Below are 17502 nucleotides of genomic sequence, written 5' to 3' on the forward strand. Positions count from 1 at the left end.
TCGATGACCGCAGTCGAGGACACAACCGACTCTGAGGCGACCGGCAAGGTGCCGCCGCGATATGCGTGCGGGGAGACGTTCGTCCCCAAGGGTCGGTACATCGATCCCGAATTCCTGCAGCTCGAACTCGACCGTCTTTTCACCCAGGTCTGGCAACCCGCCTGCCGCGAAGAGGAGATCCCCGATCCAGGGAGATACTGCGAGTACGTGATCGGCCGCCAGTCGATCATGGTGGTCAGGCAGAAGGACGGCGGCATCAAGGCTTTCTACAACGCGTGCACCCATCGCGGTATGAAGGTGGTCCGCGGTACGGGATGCGCCGTCGACGGCGATCTTCGCTGCGAGTTCCACGGGTGGCGCTTCGGTTTCGACGGCCGCTCGTCGTTCGTGCCGTCGCGGGACGAGTTCTTGAGCCGGTCCAGGGAGGCGTGGTCGCTTCGCCCGGTGGCAGTGGGCACCTGGGGCGGTTGGGTGTTCATCAGCATGGCCGAGAATCCCCCCGAGTTGCTTGACTGGCTCGACCCGTTGGTGACAGCGTTGGCCCCGTTCCGGCTGGAGGACATGAGGTTTCGCTGGCGGAAGCGAACCCGGCTGGCGGCCAACTACAAAACCGTCATCGATGCGTTCATCGAGGGGTACCACACGGCCGGTACGCATCCGCAGACCTTGCGACCGACGCAGGGGCCGCGACCGTCGGCCGAACCGGCGCCACCGCAGGAGTACGTCTACGCGCCTTACACACCTACCACCGCGTACCGGAATCATTCGCGGTTCATCTACACCGCGCGTCCCGATTCCGGGGATCGCGACAGCGCCCGGAAAGCGCAAGCCGCCCGTCCGGAGGTCTTCGCGAACTCCATGCAGTACAACTACCTTGAGGTCGGATCCCTGGTGACCGAACGCGACTACCGCGCCGCACGGCAGCTGGCGAGGATGGAACCGGGGGAGGTTCCGCCCTTTGTGCTGTACCACCAGATGTGTGAGGAGTTGGCCCTCGCCGAGGGCGTCGACTACCCCAGGATGTCGATGCAGGAGTACTTCGCAGGCAACGGCGACTGGCACGTCTTCCCGACTCTGGTGATCCTGGTCGAGAAGTCCTGCGTGCTCGGCTATCGCATGCTGCCTGACGCCGAGGATCCCAATCGGTGTGTGTTCGAGATGTTCTCGCTCGAACACTTCGCGCCCGGGGAGGTTCCCGAGACGCGCTGGCTGGAAGTGCAGCGGTGGCAGGATCACGACGGTTGGGGAGAGTTACCCACCCAGGATCTCCGCAATATCGATGCGATTCATGCCGGCATGCACTCCCGCGGCTTCGACGGTCTGTGGCTGAACACGGCGCAGGAGATGTCGATCCGCAACCAGCACGCGATCGCCGACCGCTTCATCTTCGGCGTCGACGACCACGATGCCTGAGGCGTCCACGGGCAACAGGGTGCTGCCCGCCCTCACGGCGACCAATCGTGTCTACTGGACGTCCGGCCGCGACGGCGTATGGCGTCTGCAACGCTGTCCGGAGTGCGCCCGGTTCATTCACCCGCCGGCTCTGCGTTGCCAATTCGACCAGGCGATCCCGGAATGGGAGTCGGTGTCGGGTCGGGGCACGGTGGAATCGTGGACGGTCAACACCCACCCGTTCTTCCCGGGCATTCCCACGCCGTATGTCATCGCGTTCGTGAACCCTGTCGAGGATGACCGCGTGCGGGTGTTGACCAATCTGGTGGATGTGGCGGTCGACCGGATCCATGTGGGCATGCCGGTGCGGGTCGTTTTCGAACGCTGTGCGGATGGCGACAGAGCCGATGACGACGGGGCCGACGATGTGGTGTACCTGCCGTTGTTCGCTCCGGAGCGGTGATGAGCGGTCGGCTCACCGACGAGGTGATCATCAGCGGTATCGGTCAGTCCGATATCGGTCGTCGTCTCGGGCGTGATCCGTTGGAGCTCACGATCGACGCATGCCTGGCCGCGATCGAGGATGCCGGGTTGACCCCGGCCGACATCAACGGGCTGACCACGTATCCGGGTGCCTCGATGGCGGGGGCGGGTTTTTCGGGCGCAGGCTTACGGGAGGTGCACGACGCACTCGGGGTCCAACCCGACTGGGTCGCAGGCGGAGTGGAGTACCCCGGTCAACTGGGCGCCGTCGTCGATGCGATGCTGGCCGTTGCGGGCGGCATGGCCGAGCATGTGTTGTGTTGGCGCAGTATCTGGGAGGGGACGGCGCAGGGGAGTGGGCGGCGGCGAGGATACAGCGTGCCCGCAGGCTCGCGCGCGACCGGACAACTGGGCTGGCAGCTGCCCTACGGTGCGTCGGCGGCAAACCTTGCCGCGTTGCAGATCCGTTCCCGTATGCAGCGTTTCGGATTGACGCGAGAACAACTGGGCCAGGTGGCCGTCGTCCAGCGGACGCACGCCCGGCTCAACCCCAATGCGGTGTACCGCGACGTCATCGGGATCGAGGACTACCTCGAGGCGCGGATGGTCTCCGACCCGTTGTGCATGTACGACTGTGACATCGCCTGTGACGGTGCGACGGCGTTCGTGATCTCGCGCGCAGAACACGCCGGCGCACTCGATCATCCCGGAGTCACCGTCGAAGCACTCGACTGTGCCCACCACGACAGGTTCATGTGGGAAGGCGGTCAGGACATCGCCCGGCTCAACTCTCGGTGGTCCACCCTCTGGGACCGTACCGACTTCCTGCCCCCCGACATCGACTATGCCTCGCTCTACGACGGATTCAGTGTCTTCGTGTTGTGCTTCCTTGAGGACTTCGGCATCTGCGAGTTCGGCGAGTCGGGGGAGTGGGTTTCTGACCCGACTCGCTTCACCCTCGGCGGGCAGCTGCCGATCAACACCTCGGGTGGGCAGCTCTCGGGTGGGCGGTTGCACGGCTTCGGGCATCTGCACGAGGCCTGCCTGCAGGTGCGCGGTGACGCGGGCGCCCGTCAGGTCGACGGTGCTGACCTCGCGGCCTGCGGGGTGGGCGGTGCGAACAGCGGGACAACAATGATGTTGTTGCGACGCAGTTGATCTGAGACTCAGGTGAGCTTGGCCCATTCATGACAGATAGTGAGAAGGTGTTCTATCGTTTACCGATGCGCCCCGTTCGGGTCTTCCTGCGGAGCGGCGCCTGGCTGCTGGCGGGGATCGGCGTGTGCGTGACGGGTCAGTGGAACATTCCGGTCTCTCACGGCGTCGAGCCTGAACTGGCGATCAACGGCACGTACACCGCTGTGTCGATGGGTAATTGGTCCAAGAGGAATGAGGTCTATTTCGACGAGCGCACGGTTCGCAGCATCTGGACGATTGTGTCCTCGTGCTCGGATCCGCAGACGTGCTCCGGCCAGGTGCACAGCGACCAGGGGTGGTCGGCTGAGCTGACGATGCAATCGAACATGTGGAGCGTGCGCCGTGACGTTCCCGATTGGGTCCCGTGCCCTGACGGCACGACCTATCCCGGGCGGCAACTGTTTCGCTTCTCGCCCACGGCCCAGGGCGGCCGCAGAGTCGTCGGTTCACCGGTGCTCGCGGGGGAGGACGTGACGGCAGGACCTGCGGGTGCGTGCGGCGTAGGCCAACCCCTCGTCATCCGGATGCCGTTCCGGCTCGACAAGATCAGCTGACCACAACTTAATTCGGCATCAGGTCCTGCCAGCTTTTCGGCGGGTCGTCGGTGACCAGATCGGACTGCTGGTGAGTCCGGCCATCATGGGTGACGTAGCGTCCGGTCGCCGGGTCGTACTGGGCGAAGCCCACCGGGCCCGGCGGAAGTGGGGTGCCCTCGACCGGCCCGTAGAGTCGCTCGCCGGGCGGGATGCGGTCGTCGGGCGGGATCCCCTGGGCAATGGCGTTGGGGTCGATCGGATTCGGTCCCAGAGCGTGCTGGCGCAGGGCCAGCGGCTGATACGGCTGGTCACTTCGACAGATTTCGACGGTCGGGGCTCGCTTGCCCGGGTAGTCGGCGCACGGGGTGTTACGGGCGCCACGGACGGCGATCGGCGAATCCTGCGGAAGCTTGCAGAACAGGTTGTCGGGAGTGTCGATGTCGGTGACGTCGGCCGGGGAACGCCACTCCGATGCGGGCAGAAAGCCGACAGTGCAGGCGGGCGGGTCGCCACTGGTGGCGGTGAAGTCCCCGAGCGGCCAACCGGTCGGATTGTTCCAGGGAAGCGCAAAGCCCTGCAGTGCGGCGATATACGGGGGGAAGAGCACCAGCAGCTGTTCGACCCCTGGCCGGTATGTCAATGCGATCTGGCCGACGGTGGTCAGATTGGCCAGGAGTAGCGGAAGGGTGGGCCTGACATCCCGAAGCAGACGCGCCGCCTCATCCGCGGCTGGGGGCCCGACGTGCAGAATGCTCCGCACAGCGGTGTCGTTCTCGTCGATCTGGCGGGTCACTCCAGCCAGGCTTCGTGCCCATTGTCGCAGCGAATCGGTGGTCTGCGCCTGGGCGTCGAGCAGAGGAACGCTGTCGTCGGTGAGGGTGCTCACCGTATCGGCGTTGGTTTTGAGGGCGTCGCCGAGTGTGGACGACGAATCGATGAGAGATCCGAGGTCGAAGTCCGCTCCATCGAGGGCCTGGGAGGTCTCGTCGAGCAGGTCGGCGATTCGATCCTCGGGGATGCTGCCCAGCAGCGCGCTGATCTGATCGAGCATCGGTCCGACCTTCTGGGGGACGGTCACATCGCCGGCGCGGATGACAGACCCCTCGCCGAGGTATGGGCCGGTGTCGGCGCGGGGACGAAGATCGACGTACTGTTCACCCACCGCTGACACACTTCGTACCTCGGCGCTCAGGTCGGCGGGGATCTTGGGGGAGGTCTGGAGACTGAGCTTGGCGCGAGGACCGCTCGGCGTCAGCTCCAGTTCGGTGACCTTGCCTACCTGCACGCCGCGCACTGTCACGTTGCTGAAGCGGTACAGTCCGCCGCCTTCGGGAAGTTCCATCGTGACGGTGTATCGTCCGATGCCCAACAGGGTCGGTGCCTGGACGTAGACGACGACCATCGCGGTCACGCCCACCACCGAGGCGATGGCGAAGAGCACCAGCTGGATGCGGACCAGACGGCTGAGCATCAGCGCGCGCCCGGGTAGGGGCCGGCGAAGATCTGATCATGTTGCGGTGGTTGACCGCTCGGCTGTCCGCTGGGCGGTGGTGCGACGGGTAGTACGGGCTCGGCGAGTGTCGGTGCCGGCGGAGCACCCGCCTGCGGCGGCTCGGGGGAGACGATCGTGCTGCCGAGGGGATCGTAGGTGTAGTTGGCGAACCATGGGTCGCCCGGAGCGGGCACCAATCGGGCGTGCGGTTCACCGAATCGGGTACCGAGCGCCAGGGTGCGTCTGATCCGGGGATACGTCAGGTCCAGTGTGACGAACAGGTTCATGAAGTCTCCCTTCATCCCACGGTCGATGACGTTCTGGGTGAAGGGGAACGTCGTCAAATAGGCCAGCACGGTGTCGAGGTCGGTGCCGAGATCGGCGACTGCGCGCAAGGTCGGTTCCAGGTTGCGCAGGTTCCGGATGAGGTCCTCCTGCGTATCGTCGATCAGCCCGGTGGCGGTGTCGCTGAAAGTCCGTAGACGGTCCAATGCCGTTGTCAGTTGTGGCCGTTGGCGCACCAAGACATCCAGGGCCGCGGGAATCTTGAGGATCGCCGCGTCAATGGCGCCCGACCCGTCGGCCAGAGTCCTGCTGAGGTCGGCGAGTTCCTCGAGAGTGACGACCACGTCGTGTCGCTGGTCTGCCAGCACGCCCGCGATCTCGTCGAGCCGTGTGAGCAGATCACGGACCTGTGGCTCCCGCCCGGACAGCGCGGCGTTCGATTCACCGATGATGTCGCTGATCTGGCCGAGACCACCGCCGTTGACGATGGTGGACAGCGACGACAAGGTCCGCTCGGTGGACGGGAAGGTCGAGGACCTGTTCAGCGGCAGTGTCGCACCGGGTGAGAGACGACCGCGAGGCTGTTCGCCCGGCGGAGGGTTCAGTGCCAGATGCATCGATCCGAGCAGGCTGCTCTGACCGACGGTGGCCACCGCGTTCTCGGCGACCGCCGTGTCGGGTTCGATGGAGACCTGGACAGTGGCATGCCAGTTGTCGACGGTGAGCCCCTCGACAGTGCCGACCGTCACGTCAGAGATCAACACGGGCGAATTTGGTTCCAAAGTACCGACATTGGCGATCTCGACGAAGTACGTCGCAGTGTCTGCGCCTCGCCCGATCGTACCGGGCAGAGGCAGCGAGTTGATCCCCTGGAAACCGCAGCCCGCGGTGACCAAGACCACCATGGCGCAGAATGCGGCGCGGCTCGAAGCGAGGGATCTCACGGGTGCGGCACCCCCGACGACGTGGGAGACTGCTGCGGCGGTGCGGGCAAGATGAGGTTGTCGACGGTCGCGGGGGCGACCGGCGGTGGACTGTAGCCCGGGGGTGGTGGGACATCACCGTTGCTTCCGGTGTATGCGGACACGGCAGGGGGTATGTCAGGCGGCCCAGGCGGCGTCCCTGCGGCGCCAGGAGCCAGACGCGGATCCGAGTACACCAGGTTCTGCGGCTGGGCGGCCGCACTGAGCAGAGGATTCAGCGGGAACGGAAGATAGTTGAAGTTCAGCAATCGCAGTGCAGGTCCGAGGTATTCGGCACACAGGCGCGCGGTTTCGGGCGCCGTCGCGTTCTCCACGGCGCCTATTCCCGAACAGAGAAACTGGACCGGGTTCGAGAAGTTCTGGAAGACAAAGGAACCGACGAATGTTCCGGTGTCTGGGTTGTACATGTTGTAGGTGTTGGCCAGCGACGTCGGCGCGGCGTGCAGGATGTTCTCGACCGATGTCCGCTGCTCGACGAGGACCTGGGTGAGGTCGGCCAACCGTTCGACCTGCTCGGTGGTCTGGGCTCGGCTTCCTGCGATGAAGCGCCGAGCGTCATCGATGGCTCCGGACAACGTTGTCAGAGCGGAGTCGAGGTCGCTTCTGCTGTCGTTGACGACGGTGGTCAGGGCCGCGAAGCGGTCCTGGAACTGCACAATCTGGATGTTGCTGTCGCGCAACGCCGAGACGAAACGCTGCAGATTGGTGACGATGTCGACCAAGTCGCCGCTTCCCTCGGCGAAGATGCGACCTGCCGCGGACAATTGGGCAAGCGTTTCGCGAAGTTTGGCGCCGTTGCCGTCCATCGCGTTTGCGGCGCTGTCGATGAACCGCGCGACCGAGGTCTGTTGGCCGGGTGAGGCCGGGCCCAGGTCTTCGGCGATTCGCGCCAGTTGTTTTTTGACCTCGTCCCATTCGACGGGAACCGCCGTGCGATCCTGCGGAATGGCGCCGCCGTCGGGCATGGTGGGCCCTTCGGCATCGTAGGCGGGCGCCAACTGAACATACCGCGCGGCAACAAGATTCGGTGCGACGATGATCGCCTGGACATCGGCGGGAATCGGCACTTCCCGATCGATGTGCATCGTGACCTTGGACTGGGTTCCGGTCGACTCGATCGAGGCGATCGTCCCGACCTCGACGCCGAGAACCCGAACCTGATCGCCCGGGTAGATGGCCGTGGTGGAGGAGAAGTACGCGTAGATCGTCGACGGCGCGAAGAACGTCTGGCGTGCCATGAACGCCGAGGACACGATGATCAGCACCACGAAAGTGGCTGCGATGCCGGCCCTCGCGTGTCTACGGGTTACCGTCATCGGGGAGATCTCCTGGTTGCGGGATGCCGTTGACTGGGAAGGGGAGCTCTGCGCGTGGGCCGGCGTTGTCCGGCGGCTGGCCGGCGTTGACGCCTCGTCGGAACCCGAAGGCGTAGTCGAGGAAGGGCTGCAGGAACTGCGACGGGATGAGATTGGCGACGAACGCGTTGTAGTAGCCCCCGGAGGCGATCGTCTCACCTTGGGTGCGCTGGAACTTCTCGAGGCCGGGAAGCGCCGCTGCTATGTTGTCGCGATTCTTCTGCAGCATCGCATTGACCGAATTCAGCTTGGCCAGCATCGGGGCGAGTTCGGCTTCGTTGTCGTCGACGAGCCCGGAGATCTGTTGGGATACCGCAGAGGTGTTGGCCAGAAGATTGGCGATGGCGATCCGTCTGTCGACGAGCACTGCCATCAGATCGTTGGCGTTGAGGATCAAGGTGTTGACCTGTGCACTGCGGTCTGAGATCACCTGTGTGACGTCGGCCGAGTGCGCGAGCAGCTGGCTGATGTCGTTGTTGCGCTCGTTGAGCATGCGTGACACGCGCGTCAGGCCCTCGAAGGTGGGTCCCAGTTGCGGGGCGATCTGGTCGAGCGTTTCGGCCAGGACGTCCAGGGATTGGTTGACGTCGGCGGTGTCGGTTCCGGCGATCTGTGTCGACAGGTCGCCCACGGCGTCGTTGAGCGAATACGGAGATGAGGTGCGTGTCAACGGGATCGCTTCCGATGAATCCAAGACGCCCGACCCGGCTGACTCCACGGTCAGCGTCCGCTCGCCGAGTAACGAGCCTGTGCGGATATGGGCGGTGGAGTCGCGTCCGAAGGTCACGGTGGCGTCGGCGGTGAACCCGACTTTGACCTGATTTCCGTCCAGCGCGACGCTCGTGACGTGGCCGACTTTGATGCCGGAGACAACCACGTCGTTGCCGGCCTGCAGGCCGCCGGCCTCGGCGAACACGGCCTGATAGCGGATGTCGGTGGCCAGCGACAGCAGCCGTTCCGGTTGGAGGCCGACCAGGATGACGAGTACGGCGACGACGACGCCGATGAATCCGGCCCGGATGAGGTGCTTGCCTTTGTATTTCAGCATCAGGGGTCCGCACACCTTCCGGCGCCCTGGTTCTTGACCCACGGGAACACCGCGGTCTGGCCTTCGAGGTCGCTCACGCGCAGGGTGATGCCGCACAGGTAGTAGTTGATCCAGCTGCCGTAGGCGCCGAGTCGGACCAGCTTCTTGAAATTGCCCGGCGCCTTCTGCAGGGCGATATCGATCTTGTCTTTGTCGGCGTCGAGTGGCACCGAGAGACGGTTCAGTTGGTCGATGGTGGCGGCCAGTGGTGGTCTGCCGTTGTCCAGGAGATCGGTAAGTGACGCCGTGCCTTTTTCCAGCGACTCGATCGATGCTCCGATCGGGTCTCGGTCGGCGGCGAGGCCGGTGACCAGAGAGTCGAGGCGCTCGATCGTGTCGGAGAACTGACGGCTGTCTTTTGCCAGGACGGCGGTCAAGTCGCGAAGGTTGCCGATGACCTCCTGGATCACGTCGCTGTGATCCGCCAGTGTCGCGGTGAACGTCGAGGTCTTCGACAGCAGCGATTCCATCACGCCGCCTTGTCCTTGAAGTGCTTGCAGTAGAGACGAGGTGAGCACGTTGATGTCCTCGGCATCGAGGCCCTGGGTCAGGGGTCGCAGTCCACCGAGAAGCAGGTCGAGATCGAGTGCGGGTGCGGTGCGCTCGGCTGGGATTTGCCCGCCGTCAGGCAGGGTCCGGGTCGATCCCGGGGAATCGACCAGTTCGAGGTAGCGATCGCCGACGAGATTGAGGTACCGCACTTCCGCACGAGTGCCGACTGTGAGCACCACCTTGCGGTCTGCGTCGAAGGACACCACGGCGGATTTGTCCGGCCGCAACCGAACGTCGTCGACCGTGCCGACGCGAACCCCGGCAATTCGGACCGAATCTCCTGGCTTGAGGCGGGCGACGTCGTGGAAGACGGCAGAGTAGCTGTTGGTGGCACCGCCCCGGTAATCGGCGAACATCATGACCAGGAAGGCCGTCAGCACGCTCATCACTGCGGCGAAGGCCAGAAATTTGATACTCGATCGGCGCATACCTAGCCCGGCATTCCGATCTGTGAGGAGTTGCGGGGAGGACCGTCGATGGGGCCGAAGAGGAGTTGTTTGAGCCCGTCGGAGTTCAAGACGATGCCTTCGTTGCCATACCGCCATCTGTTCCCGCCGATGTCGGTGACCAGGAAGGGCGAGATCTCCTGCGGTTGCAGCACCGGCATTCCGACCTTCTCGCAGTTTGAGCCGCCACTCGCCGCCACCTTGGGCAGGTCGCCCGGGTACCGGTAACGCTCGATGCCCCAGGTGAATCCGATCGACACCATGATTCCCGGTTCGGGGAGGGGAAGTCCCTGGGTGAATGGGACCAGCCCCTTGAGGGTGCAGTCGACGTTCTGCCGATACTGGTAGAGCAGGTCCGTCGTCGGCGCCAGAATTCTCAGCAGGTCTGTCAGAGGCTGGCGATTCTCTGCCAGCACGGCTGTGCCGATTTCGCCGAACCCGATGGTGCTCAACAGAAGCGCGTCGAGATTCTGCTGCTCGTCGACGATCGTCTCACTGATCCGGGTCGAATGTTGAAGCACCTGGATGAAGTCAGGCGCGGCATCTGCGTATGCAGTCACCACGGTGGGTTGGGCAGCGAGATCGCGAGAGAAATTGGGAATGCTTTTGCCGAAGCGTGTGAGGAACGCGTCGAGGTCGGCCAGTACCTGGTTGATCTTGTGGCCCCGGCCGTCCAGCGCTCGTGAGAGCTGACCCAAAGTCGTGTTGAGCTCGACGGGGTCGACGGTGTCGAGCAGATTGGTCAGTCGTTCGAAAACTGTGTTGATCTCGACGGTGACATGGTCGCCGGTGAGTACCTGGCCGGCGAAGAGAGCAGTCGATGCCGGATGTGGCGGCGGCACCAGATCGACGAACTTCGCGCCGAACACGGTCGACGACGTGATGTCGACGTTCACGTTTTCCGGGATCATCGCCATCTGTTCAGGGTTCAACTCAAGGTGCAGCGCCGAACGCCCGTCCGGGAGGGGTTCGACGGAGCCGACCCGGCCCACCGTGATGCCCTGCATCTTGACCTTGGCGTCGGGGTTCATGACAAGGCCTGCGCGGGGGGAGAGCACGGTGACCGTGGCAGTCCGCGTGAGATCTCCGTGAAACAGCACCACCGAGAGCCCGGCCAGAAGGGCCACCACGGTGATCAAGGACAGCCCGGCCAGCGGTCGCACGAGGTTGTTCAACTCGGCTCCCTAGCCGGACGCTTCGACGTTGCGGTGAGAGCCGTGGATCGGCAGAGACACGTCCGCCATCCTGCGTGCTGCCAGATTTACGCTCACGTCAAGCGCCCTTCGAAGCGGCCGGAAGGTGCTTATCGATGACATCACGACCCCTCCCGTACCGGCTGCCACGTTGGCGCGCTTCATGATTGGGCGAGGACCGGGACGGCCTTCGGTCTCGGTCGCCTGCGGCACGCGTAGTGAACAATATAGCAAAAAGTGTTCTACTGACAATACGGTGGGGCGCGGTAAGGATGAACGCTCGGACCGGTGATCTGCAGGCCCGGATTGGCTGCCAAGTGTCCTTTTGCGTGGATTTTCACCTGCTCTCCGGTATCGGAACGCTGCGCATTCAGCGATGCCGGGGCGGTCGACGTCGGCCGAGATCCTCGGTCGTTCGATGTAGGGAGTCTTCGTCAAAGGCCACGTGGTCATCGGACGACGGCCGCCCGGGCCGTTCTCGGGCCGAAAGTCAGAATCCCCGAACGTGTGCTCGCGCGTGATGCCCGTCGCCGATCGATCCGAATGTGACAGCCTGAAGGCATGGGACGGTACGCAGGAGCCTTCGGCCCGCACGCACCAGAAGCCACCTACGTCGGGCACACCTACCCGGAGCACGTCTTCGACACCGGCGAGGTGCGGCTGAACTATGCGGTCGCCGGCGATGACTCCAAGCCCGCGCTGCTGCTGATCCCGGGCCAGTCCGAATCGTGGTGGGGCTACGAGGAGGCGATGCCGCTGCTGGCCCGGCACTTCCACGTGCACGCCGTGGATCTGCGCGGGCAGGGCCGTTCGACGCGCACTCCGCACCGCTACACCCTCGACAACGTCGGCAATGACCTGGTCCGATTCCTCGACGGCGTGATCGGCAGGCCCGCGTTCGTCAGCGGGCTGTCCTCGGGCGGTCTGGCCAGCGCGTGGCTGTCCGCCTTCGCAAAGCCGGGCCAGGTCATCGCGGCCTGTTGGGAGGACCCGCCGTTCTTCAGCTCGGAGACCTCACCGGTGGTCGGGCCCGCGATCACCGCCAGCATCGGGCCGCTGTTCGGGATGTGGGCGCGCTACCTGGGAGACCAGTGGAGCGTGGGGGACTGGGACGGCTTCGTCGCTGCCGTCCCACACGAACTCGCCGACTGGCAGGCCCACGTCGCGCTGGTCGTCGGCACCGCCGAACCCGCGCAGAACCTGCGCGAATACGACCCCGAGTGGGGAAAGGCGTTCATCACAGGGACATTCACGGCCAGCTGCCCACACCATGTGATGCTCAGCCAGGTCAAGGTGCCGGTGCTCTACACCCACCACTTCCGGATGATCGACGAGGGATCGGGCGGTCTCATCGGCGCATGCTCGGACATCCAGGCCGGGCGCGTCACGCAGTTGGCCAAGAGCGGCGGGCAGTCGATCACGTACAAGTCGTTCCCGATGATGGCGCACTCCATGCACGGTCAGGATCCGACGTTGTTCTCCGAGACGCTCGTCGAGTTCTTCTCCCGGTTCACCGGCTGACCCGAGGTGAGCACCGCCGCGAGGCTCAGCCCCGCGATCACGAAGCACACCACCGTGTACCAGAGGCTGCCGATCGGATCGCCTGCCGCGGTGACACCGTCGGTCGCGCCGAACCAGTTCGGCAGCGCGGTCACCCACAGCACCGCCATCACCGCCAGATACGCCGCTGCGTAACCGAGGATCAGCCTGCTGTGGGCCGGCTTGTCCTCCGGTGAGCGCCACTGCTTGACCAGCACCGGGATCGCGACGACGGTGATCACCACCAGCTCAAGGGCATACACGACGCCGCCCACGGTGGTGCTGCCCGAGATGCCCGCGGCCGCCGTCGCCGGCAGCGGCAGGATCGCGGTGCCGATCGAGGCCAGCAGCCCGACCACCACGGTGCGCCACACAATCTGGCCTCCGGTGAACGTGCGACCCGCGTCGACGTGGCGCCCGACGAAGAACTGCACGCACAGCGCCAGCGACATCGGCCACAGGGTGGCGAACACCACGACGCTGGGCAGCGGTACCGAATCGAAGAACGGCTGGGCGAACGGATGGTCCAGCGTCCACTCCCACCACCGCAACTGCGGGCCGAGGTGGTCGAAGATCTCGTAGAACGCGTGGTGCACGAACCCGACGCAGACCGCCCCGACCAGCGTGCCGTAGCGGCGGAAGACACCGAGGCCGCGCACGATCTCGAACGCGACCGTGGCCATCATCGGGTAGATCGCGACGATGTAGAGAGGCAGCCTGCCCCACAGGAACTCGACCGTGAACACGTTGTGGGCGAACATCGTGTCGACGTAGTCGGCGATGCCGAACGCGCCAGGGAAGTACAGCGGGGGTTCGATGATCAGCAGATAGGCGATCGCGCCGAACCACAGCACGATGTTCGTCGGATCGTTGTGCCTGCGCAGTCGCACCACGGCGTACCACAGCGCGAGCACCGCGCCGACGATCACGGTGAGCTCCAGCACCGGCAACGACAGGTTCTCCAGGGCGAACGGGTTGCGGAACTCGACGAGCCCGCCTGCGGTCTCACACGAGAACCCGAGGCGTGCAGCGAGATCGGCGAAAGTCGGGGTGCACAGGTCAGACATGGGCAGTCTCGTTCTCGTCGGCGGTGTACCACCGGGTCACGTCGTAACCGGCGTCGTAGCGGTCGAACCACACTTGCGCGAGCGCGGGGAGTTTCTCGTGGGCGGGGTTGTGGCCCGGGATCTGGCTGCGCACCACCCCGTTGAGCGCCACCACCTGTTCGCGCAGCGGTAGATGGCTGAACGCATTCGCGAACGGACCGTCATACGGTGCGTCGACGAACGGAAGCCGTTGTAGCAGAGCCTTCTTGCGCCGGTGGATGCGGAACGTCGACATCGCGTCGACCTTGCGGGCCTCCAACGGGACATGCCTGTTGAAGTCCTCCGACACCAGCCGGATGATGTCCATCACGTGCTTGAAAATCGACGGCGCCACTCGCATCCGGTACCACGGGTCGTCGACCACGGCGTCGTAGATGATCAGCGCCGAGCTGCGGTGCTCGACCTCTTCGACGAAGTGCCACAGGAACAGTGACGCGACACGGTCGTCGCCGGGGGCGAACAGCGTGTCGTCGTGGTCGAGCATCAGCTTGAACACCGGGGTGAACGTCGCCTCCAGATCGGCGGTGTAGGCCAACCGGTACTTCCACGGGGTGTTCGCGGTCATCTCGTCGTAGGCGTCGATGACCTTGTCCAGCGTGTCCTTGAGCCCGGGGTACTCCTTGATCAGTCCCTTCACGTGCTGGCGGTGGGCCATCGAGTGCTGGCCCTCCTGCCGGACGAACGCGTCGGCCTCCTCACGGACCGCCGGATCGGTGATGTGCGGCATCACCTCGGGGATCATCGCGCCGATCATCTTCTCGAAGCCGACGGCCAGGAACGACACCGCATTCGCCATCGCCGAGAAGGCCGGGTTGGGCTCGTTCCACAGGAACGGCACCGGCCGGCTCGCAAACGCGAAGCGCAGTTTGCGCACGATCAGATCGGTCATCGCGGACGTCCTCGCTCACTGGTAATCATACAAATGCGGACCGGTTTGTATGATTACTGGACGCCCGGGTCGGAGTCAATCCCTGTGCTACCGTCGGGAGCACGATGGCACGCAAACGCCGAGGTTGGGGCGGTGATCCACCCGCCACCGACGACGAAGCCGCACAGCGCATCGTCGCCACCGCCGTCGAGCTGATCGCCGAGACCGGAGCGGCCATCACGATCGCCGACGTCGCGGAATCCCTCGGGGTGATCCGCCAGACCGTCTACCGCTACTTCCCCACGGCCGATGAGCTGATGCGTGCCGCGGCGATCGCGTCGGTGGACGGTTTCCTCGACCGCCTCGCCGTGCACGTGCGCGGGATCCACGACCCCGCCGACGCGATGACCGAGGGTTTCCTGTTCACTCTCGAGGCCGTCGCGACCACGCCTCATCTGGGGATCGTGCTGTCGGCGCCGAATTCGGCGGCCGGACCCAGCCACGTCGCGTCGGCGCTGGCACAGGACTTCGGCATGCGGATGATCACACGCTTCGACGTCGACTGGGCGAGTTTCGGTTACGACGACGCCGCGCTGCGCGATCTCGTCGAGTTCACGCTGCGCGCCATGCTGTCGTTCTTCGTCGCGCCCAACGACCCGTCGCGCTCACCTGAGGAGCTGCGGCGCTTTCTGCGGCGCTGGCTGGGCAGCGCGATCCTGGCGCAGCGCGCCGACGGCCTCACGCGGTAGCGAGATCCATCTCGGCCGGGTTCGATCCGGCGATCGCCTGCGACACAAAGCTCTTGGTGGTCAGTGGTCCACCGAACTGCTGCAGCAGCCCGCCTCCGGCATTGCGGCCGAGATCCACCGGCTCGAATCCGAACTGCGAGATCAGTTGCGCGATATCGGCATTGGCGCTCGGGTCATTCCCGGAGACGAAGAGTACCCGTCGGCCCCCGTGGCCGTCGCCGGGTTCGCGGGCGAGGATCCTCGCCCAGGTATGTCCGAATGCCTTCACCACACGGGCCCCGACGGCCCACTCTGCGACCAGGTCCGAGGATGCCCGCCCACCCAGGTCCGCCGGACCGAAGGTCGCGAAGTCGATCGCGTTGGTCGCGTCGACGACGATCCTGTCCTGCCAGTCGGTCACGCGGCCGACGAGCTCGCGCACACTGTCGAACGGCACCGCGAGGATGACGACGTCCGCGTCGAGGGCCTCGGTCACCTCGACGGCGGTGACGTGCGGGCCGAGTGCGTCCGTGGTGCCGCGCAGCGCCTCGACACCGCGGGACGCGGCGAGGCCCACGTCGATGCCGCTGCGGACGAAATGGCCGGCGAGCGCCGTCCCGATGTTGCCTGCTCCGATGATGGCGTATCGCATGATGTGCTCCCCGTCCGGCATTTACATGATGCGTCACGCAACTGCCGGCGGCCGTCGCCTATTCCCCGTGTTCCCGACCGGTTTCCCCTCAGCGCCTCACCGTGACCCCGGCCCAGATGTGAGAACGAGTTTTCTCGGCGGTCACCGATGTGCAATGGACCGGGAATGACCTGGGCTTTCACTGGGCGCATGGCGAAACGAACGCGCGATATCGAAACCTGGGATCCTGAGGACGTCGAGGCCTGGGAATCCGGTGGCAAGGACATTGCGAAACGCAACCTGATCTGGTCGGTCGTGGCCGAGCACGTCGGCTTCTCGGTGTGGTCGATCTGGTCGGTCATGGTGCTGTTCATGCCGCAGGACGTCTACGGCATCGACGCGGCGGGCAAGTTCTACCTGGTCGCCGTCCCCACCCTGGTCGGCGCGTTCATTCGGATCCCGTACACCATCGCCCCGGCGAAGTTCGGCGGCCGCAACTGGACGATCGTCAGCGCGCTGCTGCTGCTCATCCCGACGCTGCTGACGCTGTACTACATGAAGAACCCGGCGTCCTACACCACCTACATGGTGATCGCCGCGTTCGCCGGCCTCGGCGGCGGCAACTTCGCGTCGTCGATGACCAACATCAACGCGTTCTACCCGCAACGCCTCAAGGGCTGGGCGCTGGGACTCAACGCCGGCGGCGGCAACATCGGGGTGCCCGTCATCCAGCTGATCGGTCTGCTGGTCATCGCCACCCTGGGAAATGCCCGTCCCGAAATCGTCTGCGCCATCTACCTTGTCGCGATCAGCGCCGCCGCCCTCGGTGCCGCGCTGTTCATGGACAACCTGCGCAACCAGAAGTCGAACTTCCGCGCGCTGGTGGAGGCCATGAAGTACAAGCACTCCTGGGTGATGAGCTTCCTGTACATCGGGACCTTCGGCTCGTTCATCGGGTTCTCGTTCGCATTCGGCCAGGTGCTGCAGATCAACTACCTCGCCGGTGGTGACACCCCCGCCCAGGCATCGCTGCACGCGGCCCAGATCGCTTTCCTGGGGCCGCTTCTCGGCTCCATCTCGCGCCCGTACGGTGGCAAGCTCGCCGACCGTGTCGGTGGCGGCAAGATCACCCTGTACGTGTTCGTCGCGATGATGTTCGCCGCGGGCATCCTCGTCGTGACGGGCGTGATGGACGACGGCACGACCGGAGCGCCGACGGGAGCCCAGATGATCGGCTACGTCGCCGGGTTCATCCTGCTGTTCATCCTGTCCGGGCTCGGCAACGGCTCCACCTACAAGATGATCCCGTCGATCTTCGAGGCCAAGGCCCAGGGCCGCGACGGCCTGAGCAAGGACGAGAAGGCGGCCTGGTCGCGCGCGATGTCGGGAGCCCTGATCGGCTTCGCCGGCGCGGTCGGCGCGCTCGGCGGTGTGTTCATCAACGTGGTGCTGCGCGCGTCCTACGTCAGCGACGCGAAGTCGGCCACCAACGCGTTCTGGGTCTTCCTGGCCTTCTACGTGGTGTGCGCGTTCGTGACCTGGTTCGTGTTCCTGCGGTTGCAGGAGGACCGCGTGCACAGCGGCGAGCACATCGGCCGCACCACGGCGCCGGTCCCCGTCGGGTAGCGC

At 65.2% G+C, this 17502-nt stretch carries 16 protein-coding genes; 7 read left to right on the forward strand and 9 right to left on the reverse strand.

The features are described from left to right. The first annotated feature begins 3 nt into the window (after positions 1-3). The 4 genes from NTM_RS18360 to NTM_RS18375 are packed head-to-tail and all read left to right on the forward strand — an operon-like array spanning position 4 to position 3626. Positions 4-1413 carry an aromatic ring-hydroxylating oxygenase subunit alpha gene (locus NTM_RS18360; protein ID WP_163767077.1) on the forward strand — a complete coding sequence of 470 codons (1410 nt, stop codon included), beginning with the start codon at positions 4-6 and terminating at the stop codon, positions 1411-1413. Beyond that, entirely contained in the window at positions 1406-1855 is a 450-nt protein-coding gene (locus NTM_RS18365) for a Zn-ribbon domain-containing OB-fold protein (RefSeq protein WP_163767078.1), read from the forward strand. Before NTM_RS18360 ends, NTM_RS18365 begins: the two co-directional genes overlap by 8 nt. Next, entirely contained in the window at positions 1855-3033 is a 1179-nt protein-coding gene (locus NTM_RS18370) for a thiolase family protein (protein ID WP_163767079.1), read from the forward strand. The genes NTM_RS18365 and NTM_RS18370 overlap by 1 nt, the downstream gene beginning before the upstream one ends. Before the next feature lie 29 nt (positions 3034-3062). Beyond that, entirely contained in the window at positions 3063-3626 is a 564-nt protein-coding gene (locus NTM_RS18375) for an Rv2253/PknI dimerization domain-containing protein (protein WP_232079759.1), read from the forward strand. A 7-nt stretch (positions 3627-3633) separates the two neighbouring features. On the opposite strand, the gene NTM_RS18380 is transcribed toward NTM_RS18375, so the two are convergent. Genes NTM_RS18380 through NTM_RS18405 form a run of 6 tightly spaced genes read right to left on the reverse strand, consistent with a single transcriptional unit; the run spans position 3634 to position 10983 of the window. Further along, complete coding sequence (locus NTM_RS18380; RefSeq protein ID WP_163769548.1) at positions 3634-5079, reverse strand: MCE family protein; 1446 nt, start codon at positions 5077-5079, stop codon at positions 3634-3636. Continuing rightward, positions 5079-6290 carry an MCE family protein gene (locus NTM_RS18385; protein WP_232079951.1) on the reverse strand — a complete coding sequence of 404 codons (1212 nt, stop codon included), beginning with the start codon at positions 6288-6290 and terminating at the stop codon, positions 5079-5081. The genes NTM_RS18380 and NTM_RS18385 overlap by 1 nt, the downstream gene beginning before the upstream one ends. Positions 6291-6325: 35 nt before the next feature. Beyond that, on the reverse strand, positions 6326-7684 hold the full coding sequence (locus tag NTM_RS18390) for an MCE family protein (RefSeq protein WP_104864859.1): 1359 nt from the start codon (positions 7682-7684) through the stop codon (positions 6326-6328). Next, positions 7668-8771: an MCE family protein gene (locus tag NTM_RS18395; RefSeq protein ID WP_163767080.1), complete on the reverse strand. Its 1104-nt coding sequence runs from the start codon at positions 8769-8771 to the stop codon at positions 7668-7670. The genes NTM_RS18390 and NTM_RS18395 overlap by 17 nt, the downstream gene beginning before the upstream one ends. After that, positions 8771-9790, reverse strand: a complete 1020-nt coding sequence (locus NTM_RS18400) for an MCE family protein (RefSeq protein WP_104864861.1) — start codon at positions 9788-9790, stop codon at positions 8771-8773. Before NTM_RS18400 ends, NTM_RS18395 begins: the two co-directional genes overlap by 1 nt. Positions 9791-9792: 2 nt before the next feature. Continuing rightward, positions 9793-10983 carry an MCE family protein gene (locus tag NTM_RS18405; RefSeq protein ID WP_232079760.1) on the reverse strand — a complete coding sequence of 397 codons (1191 nt, stop codon included), beginning with the start codon at positions 10981-10983 and terminating at the stop codon, positions 9793-9795. A gap of 579 nt (positions 10984-11562) precedes the next feature. Between NTM_RS18405 and NTM_RS18410 the strand changes: the two genes are divergently transcribed. Continuing rightward, entirely contained in the window at positions 11563-12522 is a 960-nt protein-coding gene (locus NTM_RS18410; protein ID WP_163767081.1) for an alpha/beta fold hydrolase, read from the forward strand. Here NTM_RS18410 and NTM_RS18415 read toward each other — a convergent pair. Next, on the reverse strand, positions 12462-13607 hold the full coding sequence (locus NTM_RS18415; RefSeq protein ID WP_163767082.1) for a hypothetical protein: 1146 nt from the start codon (positions 13605-13607) through the stop codon (positions 12462-12464). The two genes, NTM_RS18410 and NTM_RS18415, sit on opposite strands and share 61 nt — an antisense overlap. Then, on the reverse strand, positions 13600-14535 hold the full coding sequence (locus tag NTM_RS18420) for a metal-dependent hydrolase (protein ID WP_163767083.1): 936 nt from the start codon (positions 14533-14535) through the stop codon (positions 13600-13602). The genes NTM_RS18415 and NTM_RS18420 overlap by 8 nt, the downstream gene beginning before the upstream one ends. A 104-nt stretch (positions 14536-14639) precedes the next feature. Between NTM_RS18420 and NTM_RS18425 the strand changes: the two genes are divergently transcribed. Beyond that, positions 14640-15263, forward strand: coding sequence for a TetR/AcrR family transcriptional regulator (locus NTM_RS18425; RefSeq protein ID WP_163767084.1), 624 nt, complete (start codon positions 14640-14642; stop codon positions 15261-15263). Here the strand turns inward: NTM_RS18425 and NTM_RS18430 are convergent. Continuing rightward, the gene (locus NTM_RS18430; protein WP_197746362.1) at positions 15253-15894 is read right to left on the reverse strand and encodes an NADPH-dependent F420 reductase; all 642 of its coding nucleotides are present in this window, start codon (positions 15892-15894) and stop codon (positions 15253-15255) included. The two genes, NTM_RS18425 and NTM_RS18430, sit on opposite strands and share 11 nt — an antisense overlap. A gap of 165 nt (positions 15895-16059) precedes the next feature. Between NTM_RS18430 and NTM_RS18435 the strand changes: the two genes are divergently transcribed. After that, entirely contained in the window at positions 16060-17499 is a 1440-nt protein-coding gene (locus NTM_RS18435; RefSeq protein ID WP_163767085.1) for a nitrate/nitrite transporter, read from the forward strand. Positions 17500-17502 lie beyond the last annotated feature (3 nt).

The organism is Mycolicibacterium parafortuitum (assembly GCF_010725485.1).
Lineage (GTDB): Bacteria > Actinomycetota > Actinomycetes > Mycobacteriales > Mycobacteriaceae > Mycobacterium.